Below are 16,735 nucleotides of genomic sequence, written 5' to 3'. Positions count from 1 at the left end.
TTGATATATAGGTAATATTGATGATACTATAGAGTTAGCCGTCAGTTTAAGAGCGACACTCACAAAAGCAGACAACCAGATAACAAAGTAACATTGAGTAATAATGACTGAAGAACAAAAAAAATGGTTTGACAAACTATACCAAAAAAGACACCACACAGCAACAACGCTAATGGACGATTTTGCCATTAGCAATATGTGGAACAGTGTAATTGAAAAATATAGTGACCAAGCTCATTTCATTTACGAACTTTTGCAAAACGCAAACGATGCAAAAGCTACAAAGTCTTCCTTTCAATTAACAAAAAACGGTCTTTATTTCAAGCACAACGGCACTAAAAACTTTTGGGTTTCAAATCCTGACACCGAAAAGCTAGACCAGCAGAACAATAAACTAGGTGACATCAACGCCATTACCGCAGTTGCACAATCAAACAAAAAAGACCACTCCACTATTGGGAAATTTGGAGTTGGTTTTAAAGCAGTTTTTCAATACACCGAAACTCCACACGTTTACGACCCACACTTTCAATTTAAGATTAGCAAATTCATTGTTCCAATTAAATTGGACGAAGATTTAGCAGACCGGCAAAAGAACGAAACTGTTTTTCATTTTCCTTTTGACAAGCAAGAAACCGATGAAAACGGCAACTTAAAAATGCCAAAGGAAAAGGCTTATTCAGATATTTTAGACAAATTAAAAAAGTTAGTTTTTCCAACACTGTTTCTATCCAACTTACAAGAAGTAATATGGCAAGCAGAAAACAATGAAATAGGTGAATATTCCAAAAAAGGAACAAAACAGAAACAAGCAGAAGACATTATTTATGAAAAAGTTGAACTCAATCAACAAGTCGGATTAAAACAAACAAAAGAAAACTTATTCTTATTTACACGATTAACAGAAGAACACAATCTCAACTATTCTATTGGCTACTTTCTTGACGAGAATGGGAAATTGATACCAAAACAATATTCTGCATTTTGCTTTTTCCCAACCAAGGAAACAACAAATCTCAATTTTATTCTTCACGCCCCATTTCTACTCACAGATAGTCGGGAAGGAATACATCGTTCTAAGGAACACAATACAAAAATGGTAGAGTTGCTTGCACAACTTTCAGCCGAAAGCTTGCTATTTTTGAAAGATTTGAAAGCAATTAGCGATGATATTATTGAAATAATTCCATATAAGAATATTGAATACGGTAATAACGGTTTTTTTGATGATTTCTATTTTAAAATCAAAGAGAAGTTACAAACCGAAGAAATACTGCCTGCTAAAAACGAAACATTTGCCAATAAGCAAAACGCTTATTGGGCTGATTCTCCTGATTTGGCAAACTTATTTTCAAACGAACAACTTGCTGAATTAGTTAAGAATCAAAATGCAAAATGGGTATTCGTAACTATTGGTAGAACAAAGGATAAAGAAATAACAGATTATATTGACGGTGGTTCTGAAAGGTCTTGGGATAGGAAAGAGCCACAGTTGATTAAATCTAATATGGATTTTGAAAATAAAATTGCTGATTTAATTACAAGCAATTTTATCAAAACGCAATCAAATGAATGGCTTCATAAATTTTATGAATATCTTTCTGAAAGAAAATCTTATCAAGACAAGTTTAAAACAAAACCTATTTTTAAAGACTCTCAAGGAAATGCTGTCGCTGCATTTGACAAAATTGGTGGAGAGTTACACGGTATTTTGTTTTTGCCTTTAGACGAAGCTAATTCAACTTACAAAACCATTGACCTTGAACTACTTAAAAATAAAAAGACAAAGGAATTTCTTGAAAACTTCGGAATTAAAAAGCCGAGTTTGAAAGATGAAATCTACAATAACATATTGCCATTGTATGAAAAAGATGGAGAAATTGATGCAGAAACACACTTTAAGAAGTTTTTTACTTATTGGAAAAATGCAGGGCGACCAGAAGAGTTTATTTCATTAATAGAAGATAAAGAGTTTGTTTCTTACAAAACAAACGAAGATGAAACAACCTATCGTGGAATAGCTAATGAAATCTATTATCCAACCACAGATTTAGTAAAGTATTTCGAATCAAAGCCAGATACTAAATTTGTTGACCTAGATGACTACTACTCTTTTATCACAGAAGAAAAAGAGCAACAAATTCTGAAAGATTTTTTGTTGAAATTAGGTGTGAGAGTTCTTCCAATAATCTACAAAAGAGAACTAAAGGCGTATGAAGAAAGAAGTAAATTTAATTTATCGTATTCTACAGGAAATAGCGAACTATATGATAAATACATTGACGGTAGTAAAGAACTTATCAAAAATATTGATTTTGAAAGGTCAAAAATTTCATGGGGATTCTTATTGAAATACAGTGACTTAAATATAATATTCAAAGCCACACACAAGTATTTTTACCGTACTCATAGAGAAGAATATTTTAATTCTTCTGAGTTTACTCGTCTCCGAAATTCAAAATGGCTTTTATCTTACAATGGCGAATTTGTAACCCCGAGCGAAATTACCATAAATGAATTAGCTGACGGTTACGAAAGAGATACAGAATTAGAACGTTTACTTGGTTTCAAGCCAACCGTTATATTAACCGAAACCGAAAGAATTGCCTCTAAATTTGAAAGCGAAGAAGAAGCGGAAGAAGCAAGAAAAGCATTAGAAGAAAAAAGAGAAAAGGAAAAACGCAAGGCAGAACGAAAAACGACGGGAACAAATACAGAGGTTGAAACAGAAGATTTAGAAGGTGCGATTGAAAGTTTAGAAAATCTTTCAGAATCTGTATCAAAACCGAAATCTGAAAAAGAAAAAACAAATACGTTACCTGACTTTGACGAAGATGAAGAACTTGCAAAAGGAATTGAAGATTTAAAAAAGCAACTTGAAATCAAAAAAAGCAGAGTTGATTTAGCAGAAAACATCAACAACAGCGTAAAATATTCTTACGATTGGTTTAAAGCGTATTTGCAGTTGCTTACTACTTACGGAGAAAAGCAAGACACACAGAAACAAAAATCAATTTCGTTTCAGGAAATTAAGCCATACAAAGCCGATAATAAATACTTTCTACTTTGTGGTGCAAGTAGCTACATATCGCCTGAAATTGAAAATGCAGACGATTTTAAAGTTTCGCTTGTTTTTGGAAACGGCAATAGAGAAAATATAACTGTTGAGGGTGTTTCTAAAAAAGGGCAAGATTTGTTGATTTATTGCCGTGAACCATTATCAGGCAATACGCTTTCTCGATTTTCAAACATTTTTAAAGTTGAAATTAACTTTACACCTGTTATTGACTTGCTTGACAGATTATACAAAGCGTTTACGAACGACAATTATATTGCCGAGTGGGAAACCATTCAAGAAGCAATACCTTCTTTGAATTTCATTTATGGACCACCAGGAACAGGTAAAACAACAACACTTTGTAATAATATAAACAACATTTTAGCTGAAAATCCAAATACGAAATTTTTGGTGCTTACGCCAACTAACAAGGCAGCGGACGTAATTTGTAAAAAATTACAAGACATCAATCCTAACATCTACGCTGTTCGTTTAAGTCGTCCTACAGACCCTGAATTAGAGGAAAGTGGTATTTATGTGGACACATTAGACAACAAATCACTACACAACATAAATGTTGTTACTTCAACAATTCATCGTTTGCCCTACTTTGAAATCAATGGCGAAAAAGACGGAGAGAATTTTGAATACAAACTTTTTAAACATAGAAACTTTGACTATGTAATTTTTGATGAAGCATCAATGACGGGTTTGCATTACATCTCATTTGCTATAATGGCTTTATTCAAAACAAATCCAAACACAAATTTCATCGTTGCAGGCGACCCGAAACAAATTCCACCTGTTATTGAGATAGATGAAAAAGAGTTGGAAAATTTTGACTTTCAAGACGAAAACATTTACAAAATGATGAACCTTGAAAGTTTTAATCCCGAAGAACAGATAATTAGAGAAATTGACACAATCCAAAATCTTGATACGCAATACCGAAGTATCCCACAAATCGGGCAACTTTTTAGCGAACTTTCCTATTCAAGTCTATTAAAACACGACAGAGAAACGAACAGAAAAGAAAGCAAACAATTGCCCGAAAAATTTAAAAACTTGATTTCGTCAAACGTAACATTCGTTGATATTCCGCTAAATCAAGACAATTCTATTTACAAAGTAAACAAGCTATTTTACAGTTCATATCATACTTATTGTGCAATTTTAGTTTCTGAAATTATCAGATATTTTGACGAAATAAATGAAAAAGAACAATGGACAATCGGACTAATTGCACCATACAAAGCACAAGCAATTTTGCTGAATAAATTGATAACATCTTACGGTATTTCTGAAAACGTAAAAGTGTTTTCCGACACAGTTCACGGTTTTCAAGGCGATGAATGTGATATTGTGTTTTTTGTCTGCAATCCAAACAACTATTTCTATTCAGGACACGAAAAAGCACTTTTGTCAAAAGAATACATTTACAATGTTGCAATCAGCAGAGCAAAAGATTATTTGATTGTTTTGCACCCTTACTCAGCAATTCAAAATAATAATTTCATCAACAAAATTGGACATTCATACAGAAACAACATTGGTAACACAAAGATTTTAAATGCCAATGACATTGAAAATATATTGTTCAACGACAGAAACTATATCGAAAGCAACAGTTACGTTTCAGGTCACGACAACGTAAACGTTTTTGGTCTTTCTGAAATGAAATATTTCATCAAAGCCAACGACATAGCAATTGACATACAATTAAGAGACTTAAAAGAACATAAAACAAATGACTTGTCAGTAGAACGCAATAATATAAACCAAAACGGTGGACTGAAAATAGTCGGAAAGATAGACTTGAGTAAATTTGAAAAGCATAAGAAATGAAAACCGAACGGCTAACAATGTATATAAAAAATAGGCGAAACAATAGTAACATCAAGGTTTTTGGCTCGTTTCAAACTTTGTGCTTAACCGAAAGTTTGGTACTTCGAAATCGCCTACTTTTCATATACTAACCGTTGTATGCAAGTGTAAAAAGTGCCTCGTAGATAAGTAGGTGCAAATATGCGAGAATTTATTTTGTTTTTTTCTCCTCCCCTCAAAAAGATGGATAAAACGGTTCAAAATGTGCCACTAATTTCGGCCAAAATGTGCCACGAGCCAAGGCCAGGTTTTGAAAAAGTCGCAACAGGATTGCCCCTTTCTGTTTCGGTTCGAACTGTGCCAATTATTTCGGTTCGAACTGTGCCATTTTGGAGAGCCGCTTAAGGCTCAAGATTTCGGTTTGATTTGTGCCAGTTTGAGAGATCAAGTTTAATTTTCTATATCGCCATAAAAAGCGATATGGCACACATTCTTGATCTTATGGAACTAAAGCAAATTTTACGGTTGCACATTGATGGCATAAGTAATCGTCGGATATCTGATACTCTAGGCATTCATCGCAACACTATAAACAGTTATGTAAGGCAGTTTAAGGCGTGCAAGCATGGCATAGAAGAACTCCTAAAGCTTTCCAATTATGAGCTTGCCCAGCTATTCCCGGGCCACACCACCATAAAGAATCCTCGCTTTGATGAACTGATGCAGTTCTTCACTAATATGCATGCAGAACCAAATCATCCTGGGTTTACGCTACTGCATCATTACTCTGAATATAAGTCATCAGCTAAAGAGCCATACAGTTACACTCAATTTGTCGAGCACTACCAAAGGAAGTACTCTAAAGAGAAGGGCTCGATGAAACTTCCCCACAAGCCCGGTTATGAACTCTACATTGACTTCGCCGGCAAGAAGCTTACAATAGTTGATAAGTATACCGGGGAAATCCAGGCCGTAGAGGTGTTTGTGGCTATTTTGCCCTGCAGTCAGTACACTTACGTTGAGGCTTGTCCTGACCAAACTATGGAATCCTTAATAAAGTGCACTGCCAATGCCTTGTCATACTTTGGGGGCGTTCCCCAGGCCATTGTATCAGATAATCTAAAGTCAGCAGTTACTAAAGCCAGTAAATACGAGCCTCGTATCAATCGATCATTTTTAGATTTTGCGAGTCATTACAACAGCGTAGTAAATCCGGCTCGTGGATACGCCCCGCAGGATAAAGCATTAGTGGAAAATGCCGTAAACTTATCCTATCAACGAATTTATTACCCCATACGCAACATGACCTTCTTTTCTCTGGATGACCTTAATAAAGAGATCCAAAAACACCTTGTAGGCTATAATAACATGTTGTTACAACGGCGCTCATGCAGTAGGCGAGAGCTTTTCCAAACATTAGAGAGGCAGCACCTTAAGCCGCTTCCTTCAACACGATATGAGATAAAAGGATATCGCAGGGCTAAGGTCCAAAAAACCGGATATGTTTATTTCTCTCCGGACAACAATTACTACAGCGTTCCCTATCGTTATATCGGTAAAAGAACTCAAATCCATTATGCCGGATCGAGTGTTGAGGTTTTTTACAATCAACAGCGTATTGCTTACCACCAAAGAAACCCTTCTCCAGGCGAGTACAATACCGATAAAAGCCACTTGTGTAGCACACACAAAGCCTATCTTGAGTGGAGCCCTGAATTTTTTAAGAACAAGGCACTAAAGCATGGAGTTAACGTCCATGATTTTGTAGCCAGTTTGTTTGATAATCAATCTTATCCGGAAGTCATTTACAAGAGAGCCATGGGCGTAATCCAATTGCATCGGATCTATGGTGTCGAAAGGCTCAACAATGCTTGTAAATTGGCTCTTGATGTCGGCATACACTCCTATGGACGACTTAAAAACATTCTTAAGAATAAACGGGACGTTTTTGTTGAGGAGCCGGATAATCAAAGAGCATCTCATATACCCACTCATAGCAATTTAAGAGGGGCAACTAACTATAAATAAACCAATAAACATGAACAACAATCAAACAGTAGAAAAACTTCGCCATATGCGAATCAACGCTATGGCAAACTTGCATTTACAGCACGTCAAAAATAATCAGTTAGACACTTTGACTGCGGATGAATACCTGGCCTTACTTACCGATCATGAATGGGAGGAGCGTCAGAATAAGAAAATCAACAGACTTATTAAACATGCCGGGTTCAGACAAAATGCCACACTTGCAGACATCGATTACAGTGCCACCAGAACGCTTGATAAAAACATGTTCCAACGGCTGGCCTCGCTTGATTTTATCAAGAGAAACGAAAACGTTATAATAACCGGGCTAACAGGGGTTGGAAAGAGCTTCCTTGCTCAGGCTCTTGGCCATCAGGCTTGTATGATGGAATACAAGGTGGTTTATGCAATTACATCCAGATTATTTAAGCGACTTAAGATATCAAGAATGGATGGGACGTATATGAATGACATCAATAAATTAGCCAAAACGGATGTTCTCATATTAGATGATTTTGGGCTGCAAGCTTTTGATAAGCAGGACCGAGAGTCGCTAATGGATATAATAGAAGACAGACACGGTAAGAAAACAACGATTGTGGCTTCACAAATACCTGTCTCGGTTTGGTACGACATTATCGGGGAAGGAACGATTGCGGATGCAATACTCGACCGACTGGTAAACTCCTCTCATCGAATTGACCTAAATGGACCCTCATTAAGGAAGGGCATTTTAGCAAGCGAATAGCATTTTTTTGTACTATTGCACCATCTCTCAGACTGGCACATTTTGACCGAAATGCCTGGCACAAATATGACCGAAATACCCAAAAAGAAAAGCCAACCCACATTGCACACATTTGCAAATCGCTCAGGCTGACGCGCAAACCAAAAATTTGCAAAAGAGTGCAATTTTGCGACTCCACAATCTGATTGATACTTATAGTCCGTGGTATTATAATCATCTTTTCGTAATCTTTGTTCAAAATTTAATGTGAAATGGAAACATCTTACACGATTGAGGATAAAGAGTTATTGCAAAAAGTTGGTGAGCGAATTAGGCACTTTAGGATTGAAGCTGGATTGTCTCAAGAAAAGCTTTCGTTTGAATGTAATCTTGATAGAACATATATTGGTTCAGTAGAAAGAGGAGAACGGAATATCGCAATAATTAACTTAAATAAATTAGCTAAAGCCCTCAATGTTTCTATTTCAGAATTATTAGAAATGGAAATATGAATAATTTATTTAAAATCCCTGCTAAATCTCCTGTAGCACTAACTTCTTTGGAAGAATTACAAAAGAGATTAAAATCAATGATTGGTCGAGAGTTTATTCTAACTGGGAAATCACGGACAGATGGTTCCAATAATCGAAAACTAATTGCAAAAACTTTAGAAAAATATCCTTTCCCTGAGCCCGCTTTTGATGATGGTTATGAAATTGTTCCTCCCAAAAAGAAAGGAATCCCCAAAATAGTTCGTGAATTTATAGATACATATATTGTCACAAGCGGTTCTTCTTACAACCTTCAAGTTTGGAATCGAATACCAGCAAGTATAACACTTCTGATAAAATATGAATCGGGAGAAAGTTTAAAATGCAACGATGTACGTTTCGTAATGACTAAGGTGGATGTTGAAACTATGAAAGTATCATGTGTTATCATTGCAACTCCAGATTACATCGTTAAAAAGTTTGGGAAATTTGGCAAACCTACAATCAAACATCAGCTATTAATCTCATCCAAAATCAGAAAAAATATTTACGATAGTGAAAGTAAAATTATGTTCTTCAAAGATTCAAAAAAGCTATCATATTTAATCCGACACGATTTTGAACCTCCCAAAGTTAACATGGTTGAAGAAGCAAAGTCAAATGAAGTTTTGGCAATTGAATTAATTAAAACAATGGTTGCTGAAAAATTAATAGGATATAAACTTGCTGCGCATTCTACAAAAAATAGAGGTCAATCATTAGAAAGAAAAGTATTGGAACTACTTGGTTACGAACCAACAATTTCTGATTTACTCTATGGAGCTTTTCCGGATATTCCCAATCAGTTACTAGAAGTTAAAGTTCAAGATACCCAGACGGTTGATTTAGGTAAATTCTCACCTGAAAAGGAGGAAGTTATTAATGAAGAATTAAATATCACGACTTTCGATATTAGATACCTGATTGCTTTGACTAATCCTAAAACTGAAATAATTGAAGGAATTATTTTAAGTCCAGGCGAAAAATTGGGTGAAGTTTTTTCTTATGTGTCAGACCAAAGCTACAAATGCCAAAGGTCTATTCCGATGGATTTTTTCGATAAGTACGAGGGGAAAGTAGTTGTTAATCCAGATTAATAACTGTCGAAACATTATAAGCTTTTGCTACTTGATTTTCTAAAACTTTTGTCAACTTGGAAATTATTTTTTCTTCATTCGTTCCATTAATTTGCTTAACGGTATTAATAACCTCTCTGGATTCAATTGTATCAATGTCAGGTAGTGGATAATTTTCAACATATTGTGAAAAATAGCGCCTACGTCCAGAATAAAGCTTATTATTAAAAACTAGGTCGTGATACTTTGTCATTAGCTTCGAATTTGCTATTCCTTGGATTAGTAATAATATATTGTTATCCGCTTCTTTCTCTGCAACAATCCAATAACAATTACCATTTACAATTTTACCAGTATTGTCGTAGTAAAATCTCGGTCCAGTACTAATGTCAGGAAAAACTATTTTTGGTAAATTCCAAAAAGATGGATTCTGGGGCACCCAAATTTCAAACCAGTTTCTACCTGCATCAATTAAATATTTACGACTTTTTAGTTTTTCTTCGTGACTAAGTAAATAAGCTTTAGCTTTTGGGTACTTTTCAAGGTTGATTGTATATTTCTTTCCATCTTTTGAATAATGAGGATAAAGCACTTTTAGTTTTTTCTTATCACATGCCCCCCAAGGCTTTATATTTTCTTGAGAAATTAACTCCTTTAATAATTCATCTTCGGGTTTAGTTCCATTTAAATCAGCCCATTTGTCACTTATAAATACTTTGTCAGCAGTTGTTTTTATGCCAACACGGACTTTAAAATGGTCTTTAATAAAAGTTTTAGAATTGCTTTCAATCTCAGAAACCCACAAGCCTTCTTTCTTTGAAAGCATTGTCCATGTATTTTCTTTTGTTTTACTAAACTTCAAAATGCCAGATGATTTTTTTAATCGTTTTTCACCTACACTAAAAAAACCATCATTTTCAGAATTTAAAACATCAAAGACAGAGTTTTCTGGAATTAATTCCCCTTCATATCCATTCAATTCTTCATATATTTTATAAAACTTTGACGTGGTATTAGTTACATTAGATTTTTTACGCCCAATAAAAATTGCAGGCAAAACAGCTGCATCAAAGAGTTTTGTGTCACCAAGGTCAATAACTTCTAAAACCTCATAGTTGTCAGTCAAAAATTTGCGTACACTTTCACCACTTTTGGTTGATAAATAACGATTTGAAGTTATCACACCGATTAAACCATTTTCTTTTAAAGCATGTGTCATGGCAATCAGAAAGGGATAGTATAAATCAACTCTCCCTTTCAAACCGAATTTCTTTGATAGTAATTGAGATTGGTCTGCTCCTAATATTTGTGTACGCACATAAGGTGGATTGGCTATTATTAAATCGGCAAATTCGTTAACAGAACTAGAATCATTGTCAAATAATGATAGTTGTTTTTTCTTTAAATCAACAACTTCAAGAAAATTAGCTAAAGTTAGGTTAGCATTTTTGATATGATTATTTATTAATAAGTTTTCTTTGCCTATTGATAGATATTCATTATTGGAATCATAACCATGTAATTCAAAACTTCGATTATTTTTTTGCATAACTTCAGCCATTGCCATTAATAAAGCTCCGTCTCCACAAGCAGGGTCAAGTACTTTTAGATTGTCTCCGCTTTGATAATAATAAAGCTTCTGAGCTAAGAATTGAGCTAGTTCTTTTGGCGTAAAGGTTGCTCCAGTCTGCTTAATATGGTCAATTTCTTTTTTCATAATTTAATAATCATCAACAAAGCAAAGATACTTATAATCATCAATAAAAGCAATAGCTATTTATCAACAAAAGCCAGCCTTATTTGTAAGCACATTGCCAAAGCCCCACGAGCCAAATCTCAAATCAAAGCTTTGTCAAAGAGCTTCCAAAGCCGACCCTATTTGCCCACAGGGCATTAGGATTGCCGACGCTCATAAAAACAAAATAAATTTGTGATTCTTATACAGTTTGGTGGGTTTTGAAAAAGTGATTACTTTAGCGTTAATTAATTGATTAATAGTTATAAATGAATAAACACCAGCATACAACATCGTATATAAAACATTTGGCAGTCAGTGGGTTATATGGCATTTCAGCCTGTATCAAAAACTCTTGTAACTTGACAGGAAAGTGCTTCGAAATGCCAAACGTTTCATATACGTGACCGTTATGGGCAAGCAAAAACGAGACAACTGCAACATATGACATTAACCATTGACAAGTAGCGATAAATACTATGAATAAGAAATGGGGATTTTTGAGAGAGACAAAAGCAATGGCAGAAAATGCTGGCATTGATAAGGATACTGGACTTCATAGAACTGGACTTGAAGATTATTTAAAAGTAATTTACCCACATATAAATGACTGGATACATGATAAAACATTAGGAAATATTAATGGAGTAACGTATAGAAGTCGTCCTGACTACAGGAGTGAAAATTTGAAACTAATTATTGAATTTGATGGACTTCCACATTATACAAATCCTGATATAATAGAAAAGGATTTAAAAAATACTGATTTGTATATGGGATTTGGCTATAAGGTCGTTAGGATTCCTTATTTTATTCAATTGACAAACAAAGCAGTTGAAACATTATTTGGTGTTAAAGTTTCAGAGGATTTGTTTGACGGGGTTGTTCCATCATTAGGGATTAAAGGACGAAATACACCTGCGTATTTATGCCCAGCAGGTATTCAACGAATGGCTAAGGAATTCAAGAAATTTCCAGAGCAATATCAGACAAACATTGATGCCTTAAAAGCACAAGATGATACTTTTAAAAGTGGAATTGATTTTTTAGAAGAAGAGTATAATAAATTAGACTAATAATATTCAAAAAATGCCAGCAGATAGCATAGAAACTATTGATGAGATTTTAACGGAGCAATTAGTTCTTTTAGAAGAGCAGATTTCAAAACTAAAATTTGTAGAAAACTTTGTATTTACCTTAGGTTATGACTTCGACTTAAATCTATTGTCATCATTGCAATATTCAGGCGTTTATTTAGTAGAGATAAAGACTATTCCATCATTCACATCAATACAAGATTGGATGTCGGATTTTCTTACAAAGTGGGAGGATGATAAATATATCGCCAATTTTGTTCCAAATTCAAGAATCTCAAGAGTTAGAAAACATTCTGAATATAAAACATGGTTTCCTATTTATCTCGGTAGAGCAAAAAACATTTCAGATAGAATAAAGATGCATGTTTATAAAGAAATGAATAAGCCGACTGGTGCTTTAAAACTTAGGGAACGTAAAAATATTCATGGTTACGAGTTTAGGATAAGTTCGATAAAAGTAGATGTAAAAAACTATGATTTAATAGTACCTCAGGTCGAAAAATACTTTAGGAATGAAATTAATCCAATATTAGGAAGACAATAATGCCAGCCCATAATATATAGGAATATGAGCGGTCGGCACGACCCAGCGATTATTCCAGGTTGAACGACATCCCGTCTGGACTACAACTGGCAGCTATGGGCTTTTTGTTGGTTTTGATGTTTTGGCAAGAACGCCTATGCTGCGTTCGTGCTGTTTTTAACCTTATCGGTTTAAGAGAAGAGTGGTCTTTGTGTTTCAAATGTTGAAAACCAGCTTCTTTTGGGCTTAAAACCCACCGTCAAGGCAATACGATGCCGAACCTCATGTGAATGAAGTTTTAAAGGGAATGTAATGTTGGTTACTGCAACTTATCAAAAAGCATAGAAGGCAGATGCCCTGCGGGTGACCGAATCCTGGGCAGGGTTCTGATGACAATCAGACGACCCGTTTTGCAATGCGGACATTTGGTTATGTCAAATCCTGTCAATCTTAAAATGCGCTCTGGAGCCGTTTCGGGCTTTTGTTTAGCTGTCATCTGGTCAATGTCAGGCTTTTCATCGGGCACAAATTGCAAATCCAGATGGAGTTTTGTGGTGTGATGATAAATGCCGAACCGACGGATACGCACGTAACCATCTGGCATAACATGCAAAGAGAATCGACGCAGAAACTCTTCTCCTTTCAGGGATACCGGTTTTATTTGTGCGCGGTCGCGGTAGTCTTTAGCTACGAAAGTGACGTTTGTTGAGTCAACATTCAATATCCGCTGGTTGCTGATGGCAATGCGATGGGTGTATTGCCCCAGATACCTGATGACATGTTCGGCGCCAGCCATTGAGGGTTCGCAATAGACGACCCACTTTTTTTGATGAGCCGCTTCAATGCAGACTTTGAAGCCATCCATTGCAGATAGTTTTCGCAGTTCTCTTTTTATGCTGTCCAGAAATTTACCTTTAAAGGCAGCACTCAACTGGTGCACCGGATAGAGATAATTTTCATATTTGCCGATGTGGCGCCATTTTCCCGACAACGAGTATCCTGCTGCCGGAACAATGCAGTGCAAGTGCGGATGCAATGAAAGGTTCTGCCCCCAAGTGTGTAACACCGCAACGGCTCCGGTTTCACAACCGTAATGCGTGTACCCAAAGCTGTGCAGTATACCTCTGGTGGCGTGGAACAAAATATTGCAATAAAGTCTCCTGTCCCAAAGATAAATCTGGTTGAGCTCATGAGGCACGGTGAAAATGAGATGGTAGTGTTTGACTGCAAGTGTTGATTTAATCAGCTTTTCAATCCAGAGCGCCTGTTTGGTTCCCTGACACTTGGGGCAATGTCGGTCGCGACAGCTGTTGTAACGGTAGTGTATGACTCCGCAATCATCACACACCTGCTCATGTCCACCCAAAGCGGCCGTACGGCACTGCACAAGGTTGTGAAAGACTTTGATCTGCTTGGGCGATAACTCCCCGCTCTGCAACAAACTTCCTCCAAATTGGCAAACAACATCAGCCAGTTCATGCTTGCTTTTGTATGGCTTTTCCATAGAGTGTGTCTAAGGGGCTGTGAGGAGTGATATGCTGACACTGGGCTGTGTGAAGATAAATCATGGTTGTTGTGATGTCGGCATGACCCAAAAGCTCCTGTAAGGTTACAATGTTTAAGCCCTGCTCCAATAAATGGGTTGCATACGTGTGGCGTAAGGAGTGAAGGTTCACGTTTTTAGAGATGGTGGTTTTTTTAAGGCTTTCCCGCATAACCCAGGATAATCCTTTGACGCTGTAGCGACCATCAGCCTCTTTGCCATTGAATAGCCAAACATGCGGATTCTCGGCTCTGAGATATTTCTTGAGCCCGATGACCATTATGGCGGACAAAGGCACAATCCGATCTTTCTTGTATTTGCTCTGGCGGATGTGGATGACCATGCGCTCAAAGTCAATATCGGATATCTTAAGGTTGATGACCTCTTGCCCCCGTAATCCGGCAGAATAGATCAGCGTAAGGATAATTCGGTGCTTAAGCAGCGTAGGTGCCGAAAACAGCATCTTTAGCTCCTGGCGGTTCAGCACAACCGGCAACTTGCTCTCTTGCTTTAATGAAGGCAAAGCAATGGCCTTTTTGTTCATGCCCAGCAAACGGTAGTAATACCTTAGGCCATAAACCATGTGCTTGAAACTGCTCCGCGAAGGAGCCTTGACATCGCGTGCCAAAGCCACCAGATACTCGTTGATTTCATCTTCGGTGACGTCTTCGGGCAGTTGTTTAAAATGGATAACAAACAGCGCTATGCGCAGAATGTAATTATTCAGAGTGCTCTGACTCTGTCCACGAAGTACCACCTGATGCTCCATCTTTAAAGCCCTGGCCTTAAACTCCGGAACCAGAACGAAGGCGTGCTCTACAATCGTTAAGGTTGTTTTCTTTCTCATAACTGCATAATTTAAAAGTGAGTAATGCAGTTATAACGGCTTGCATCTAAAAAGATTAATGCTATTTTTGAAAGAGGCTATCCCGGAGGGATTTAGTTCAACATCATATATAAAACATTGGGGGGTTAAGTGTTTACGTGAAGTATTCTGCCCCGCATCAGCTTTTGCAACGGCAGACAGGGACGAAGCCCGCAATTCCCAACGTTTTATACATGTATCCGTTGTGCATAATTTTACAAACTTAGCTTAAACTAAAACATAAATGAAAAGAGAAAATTTAATAGGCCACCATGAATTTATTCTCTCAGACCCCTTTATTGCTAAGAGCATAGGATTTAACAATGTTATTATACAAGCAACTTGTGAAGATGAACAATGGATAGAAGAAACCACTCGAAGAATTGGAGAATGGAGAGGTATTTTTAGAAGTGCTTATATTAAATGGGCAATTTCTATAAATGGACTCTATGTCGCAAATGAAAAGTATGCGACAAAAAAAGATGATGCTTCTTTTGCCTTTAATATTCAATCGTTAAGAAAAGGAAATAATGGTGGGGAATTAGTCACTATTGCACAATGGGATGCAGAGAAATCCGCAAAGGTTCATTTAGATGCAGTCCCAATGATATGCACTTATGGTTTTACGGATTTATATAATTGCCTTGAAGAATTTGTATTTGACTTTTATCGAATTTATTGGAAGTACAATCCTGAAAATTTGATTAAAGGACCAGAATTTAGACACTTAAGGAAACTACGAAATGAAGCTAATATTAGCGTCGAATCTAGACAGAAATGGCAAGAAGCTTTTGAAGAAAGATTAGATAACTGGCAGAGAAATAAACTATATGATAATTTAGGCAAAGTCTTTTTATCATACTGTAAAGAAACAGGTATAAAGAAACCTAAGAGTTACACCTTGTCTACTCCAGAAACATGGGCTGAAAGTATTAGAGGTATATCTATAGTAAGGAATTCTATTGTTCATGGAGTAAAGAAAGTAACAAAAGAACTAGCTGACTTTTGTACAGAACCTTATTCTTTAGGGTTTGGGTTTGAAGAAGGAAAGGAATTAAAGATTGGAACAGCAAGATTACAAATGTTAGAAGTTTTTACTGACCAATTATTGACATCTATTAATATGTCTTTAGTTGAAAAAGTACGAGATTAAAGAAAAAACTATGCACAATATATAGGAATATGAGCGGTCGGCACGACCCAGCGATTATTCCAGGTTGAACGACATCCCGTCTGGACTACAACTGGCAGCTATGGACTTTTTGTTGGTTTTTGATGTTTTTGGCAAGAACGCCTATGCTGCGTTCGTGCTGTTTTTAACCTTTTCGGTTAAAGAGATGAGTGGTCTTTGTGTTTCAAATGTTGAAAACCAGCTTCTTTTGGGCTTAACCCTCCCCGTCAAGGCAATACGATGCCGAACCTCATGTGAATGAAGTTTTTAAAGGGAATGTAATGTTGGTTACTGCAACTTATCAAAAAGCCTAGAAGGCAGATGCCCTGCGGGTGACCGAATCCTGGGCAGGGTTCTGATGACAATCAGACGACCCGTTTTGCAATGCGGACATTTGGTTATGTCGAATCCTGTCAATCTTAAAATGCGCTCTGGAGCCGTTTCGGGCTTTTGGTTAGCTGTCATCTGGTCAATGTCAGGCTTTTCATCGGGCACAAATTGCAAATCCAGATGGAGTTTTGTGGTGTGATGATAAATGCCGAACCGACGGATACGCAC

Annotated in this window: 11 protein-coding genes and 1 pseudogene; 8 read left to right on the top strand and 4 right to left on the bottom strand. The window is 36.5% G+C overall.

Features of this window, described 5'->3' with window-relative positions:
• Positions 1-103 precede the first annotated feature (103 nt).
• The 5 genes from ALKIM_RS0101460 to ALKIM_RS0101435 all read left to right on the top strand — a co-directional run bounded on the left by ALKIM_RS0101460 (position 104) and on the right by ALKIM_RS0101435 (position 9,264).
• A complete protein-coding gene (locus ALKIM_RS0101460) occupies positions 104-4,903 on the top strand; it encodes a DEAD/DEAH box helicase (RefSeq protein ID WP_026473112.1) in 4,800 nt (1,599 codons plus the stop codon).
• Positions 4,904-5,362: 459 nt separating this feature from the next.
• Positions 5,363-6,910 carry an IS21 family transposase gene (gene istA, locus ALKIM_RS0101450; protein ID WP_026473111.1) on the top strand — a complete coding sequence of 516 codons (1,548 nt, stop codon included), beginning with the start codon at positions 5,363-5,365 and terminating at the stop codon, positions 6,908-6,910.
• Positions 6,911-6,920: 10 nt separating this feature from the next.
• Positions 6,921-7,658, top strand: coding sequence for an IS21-like element helper ATPase IstB (gene istB, locus ALKIM_RS0101445; protein WP_026473110.1), 738 nt, complete (start codon positions 6,921-6,923; stop codon positions 7,656-7,658).
• 251 nt (positions 7,659-7,909) lie between these two features.
• Positions 7,910-8,149 (top strand): helix-turn-helix domain-containing protein, encoded by a 240-nt coding sequence (locus ALKIM_RS0101440; RefSeq protein WP_044117674.1) that lies wholly within the window; start codon positions 7,910-7,912, stop codon positions 8,147-8,149.
• Positions 8,146-9,264, top strand: a complete 1,119-nt coding sequence (locus ALKIM_RS0101435) for a hypothetical protein (RefSeq protein ID WP_026473108.1) — start codon at positions 8,146-8,148, stop codon at positions 9,262-9,264. Before ALKIM_RS0101440 ends, ALKIM_RS0101435 begins: the two co-directional genes overlap by 4 nt.
• Here the strand turns inward: ALKIM_RS0101435 and ALKIM_RS0101430 are convergent.
• A complete protein-coding gene (locus tag ALKIM_RS0101430; RefSeq protein ID WP_026473107.1) occupies positions 9,251-10,960 on the bottom strand; it encodes an N-6 DNA methylase in 1,710 nt (569 codons plus the stop codon). The genes ALKIM_RS0101435 and ALKIM_RS0101430 overlap by 14 nt on opposite strands.
• A gap of 497 nt (positions 10,961-11,457) precedes the next feature.
• Between ALKIM_RS0101430 and ALKIM_RS0101420 the strand changes: the two genes are divergently transcribed.
• Together ALKIM_RS0101420 and ALKIM_RS0101415 are read left to right on the top strand one after the other, a co-directional pair.
• Entirely contained in the window at positions 11,458-12,054 is a 597-nt protein-coding gene (locus ALKIM_RS0101420; protein WP_044117673.1) for a hypothetical protein, read from the top strand.
• Between the two features lie 13 nt (positions 12,055-12,067).
• Positions 12,068-12,619, top strand: a complete 552-nt coding sequence (locus ALKIM_RS0101415) for a hypothetical protein (RefSeq protein ID WP_026473104.1) — start codon at positions 12,068-12,070, stop codon at positions 12,617-12,619.
• 298 nt (positions 12,620-12,917) lie between these two features.
• Here ALKIM_RS0101415 and ALKIM_RS17200 read toward each other — a convergent pair whose 3' ends face one another.
• Complete coding sequence (locus tag ALKIM_RS17200) at positions 12,918-14,102, bottom strand: IS91 family transposase (RefSeq protein WP_044117672.1); 1,185 nt, start codon at positions 14,100-14,102, stop codon at positions 12,918-12,920.
• Complete coding sequence (locus ALKIM_RS0101405; protein ID WP_026473103.1) at positions 14,074-14,988, bottom strand: tyrosine-type recombinase/integrase; 915 nt, start codon at positions 14,986-14,988, stop codon at positions 14,074-14,076. The genes ALKIM_RS17200 and ALKIM_RS0101405 overlap by 29 nt, the downstream gene beginning before the upstream one ends.
• A 262-nt stretch (positions 14,989-15,250) precedes the next feature.
• Here ALKIM_RS0101405 and ALKIM_RS0101400 point away from each other — a divergent pair, with 262 nt between their 5' ends.
• Positions 15,251-16,159: a hypothetical protein gene (locus ALKIM_RS0101400; RefSeq protein WP_026473102.1), complete on the top strand. Its 909-nt coding sequence runs from the start codon at positions 15,251-15,253 to the stop codon at positions 16,157-16,159.
• Positions 16,160-16,465: 306 nt separating this feature from the next.
• Here ALKIM_RS0101400 and ALKIM_RS0101390 read toward each other — a convergent pair.
• Positions 16,466-16,735, bottom strand: a pseudogene (locus ALKIM_RS0101390) (IS91 family transposase); the annotation flags it as partial.

Origin of the sequence: Alkaliflexus imshenetskii DSM 15055 (assembly GCF_000517065.1) — a bacterium.
Lineage (GTDB): Bacteria > Bacteroidota > Bacteroidia > Bacteroidales > Marinilabiliaceae > Alkaliflexus > Alkaliflexus imshenetskii.
This window is presented reverse-complemented; position numbering and strand designations above follow the sequence as displayed.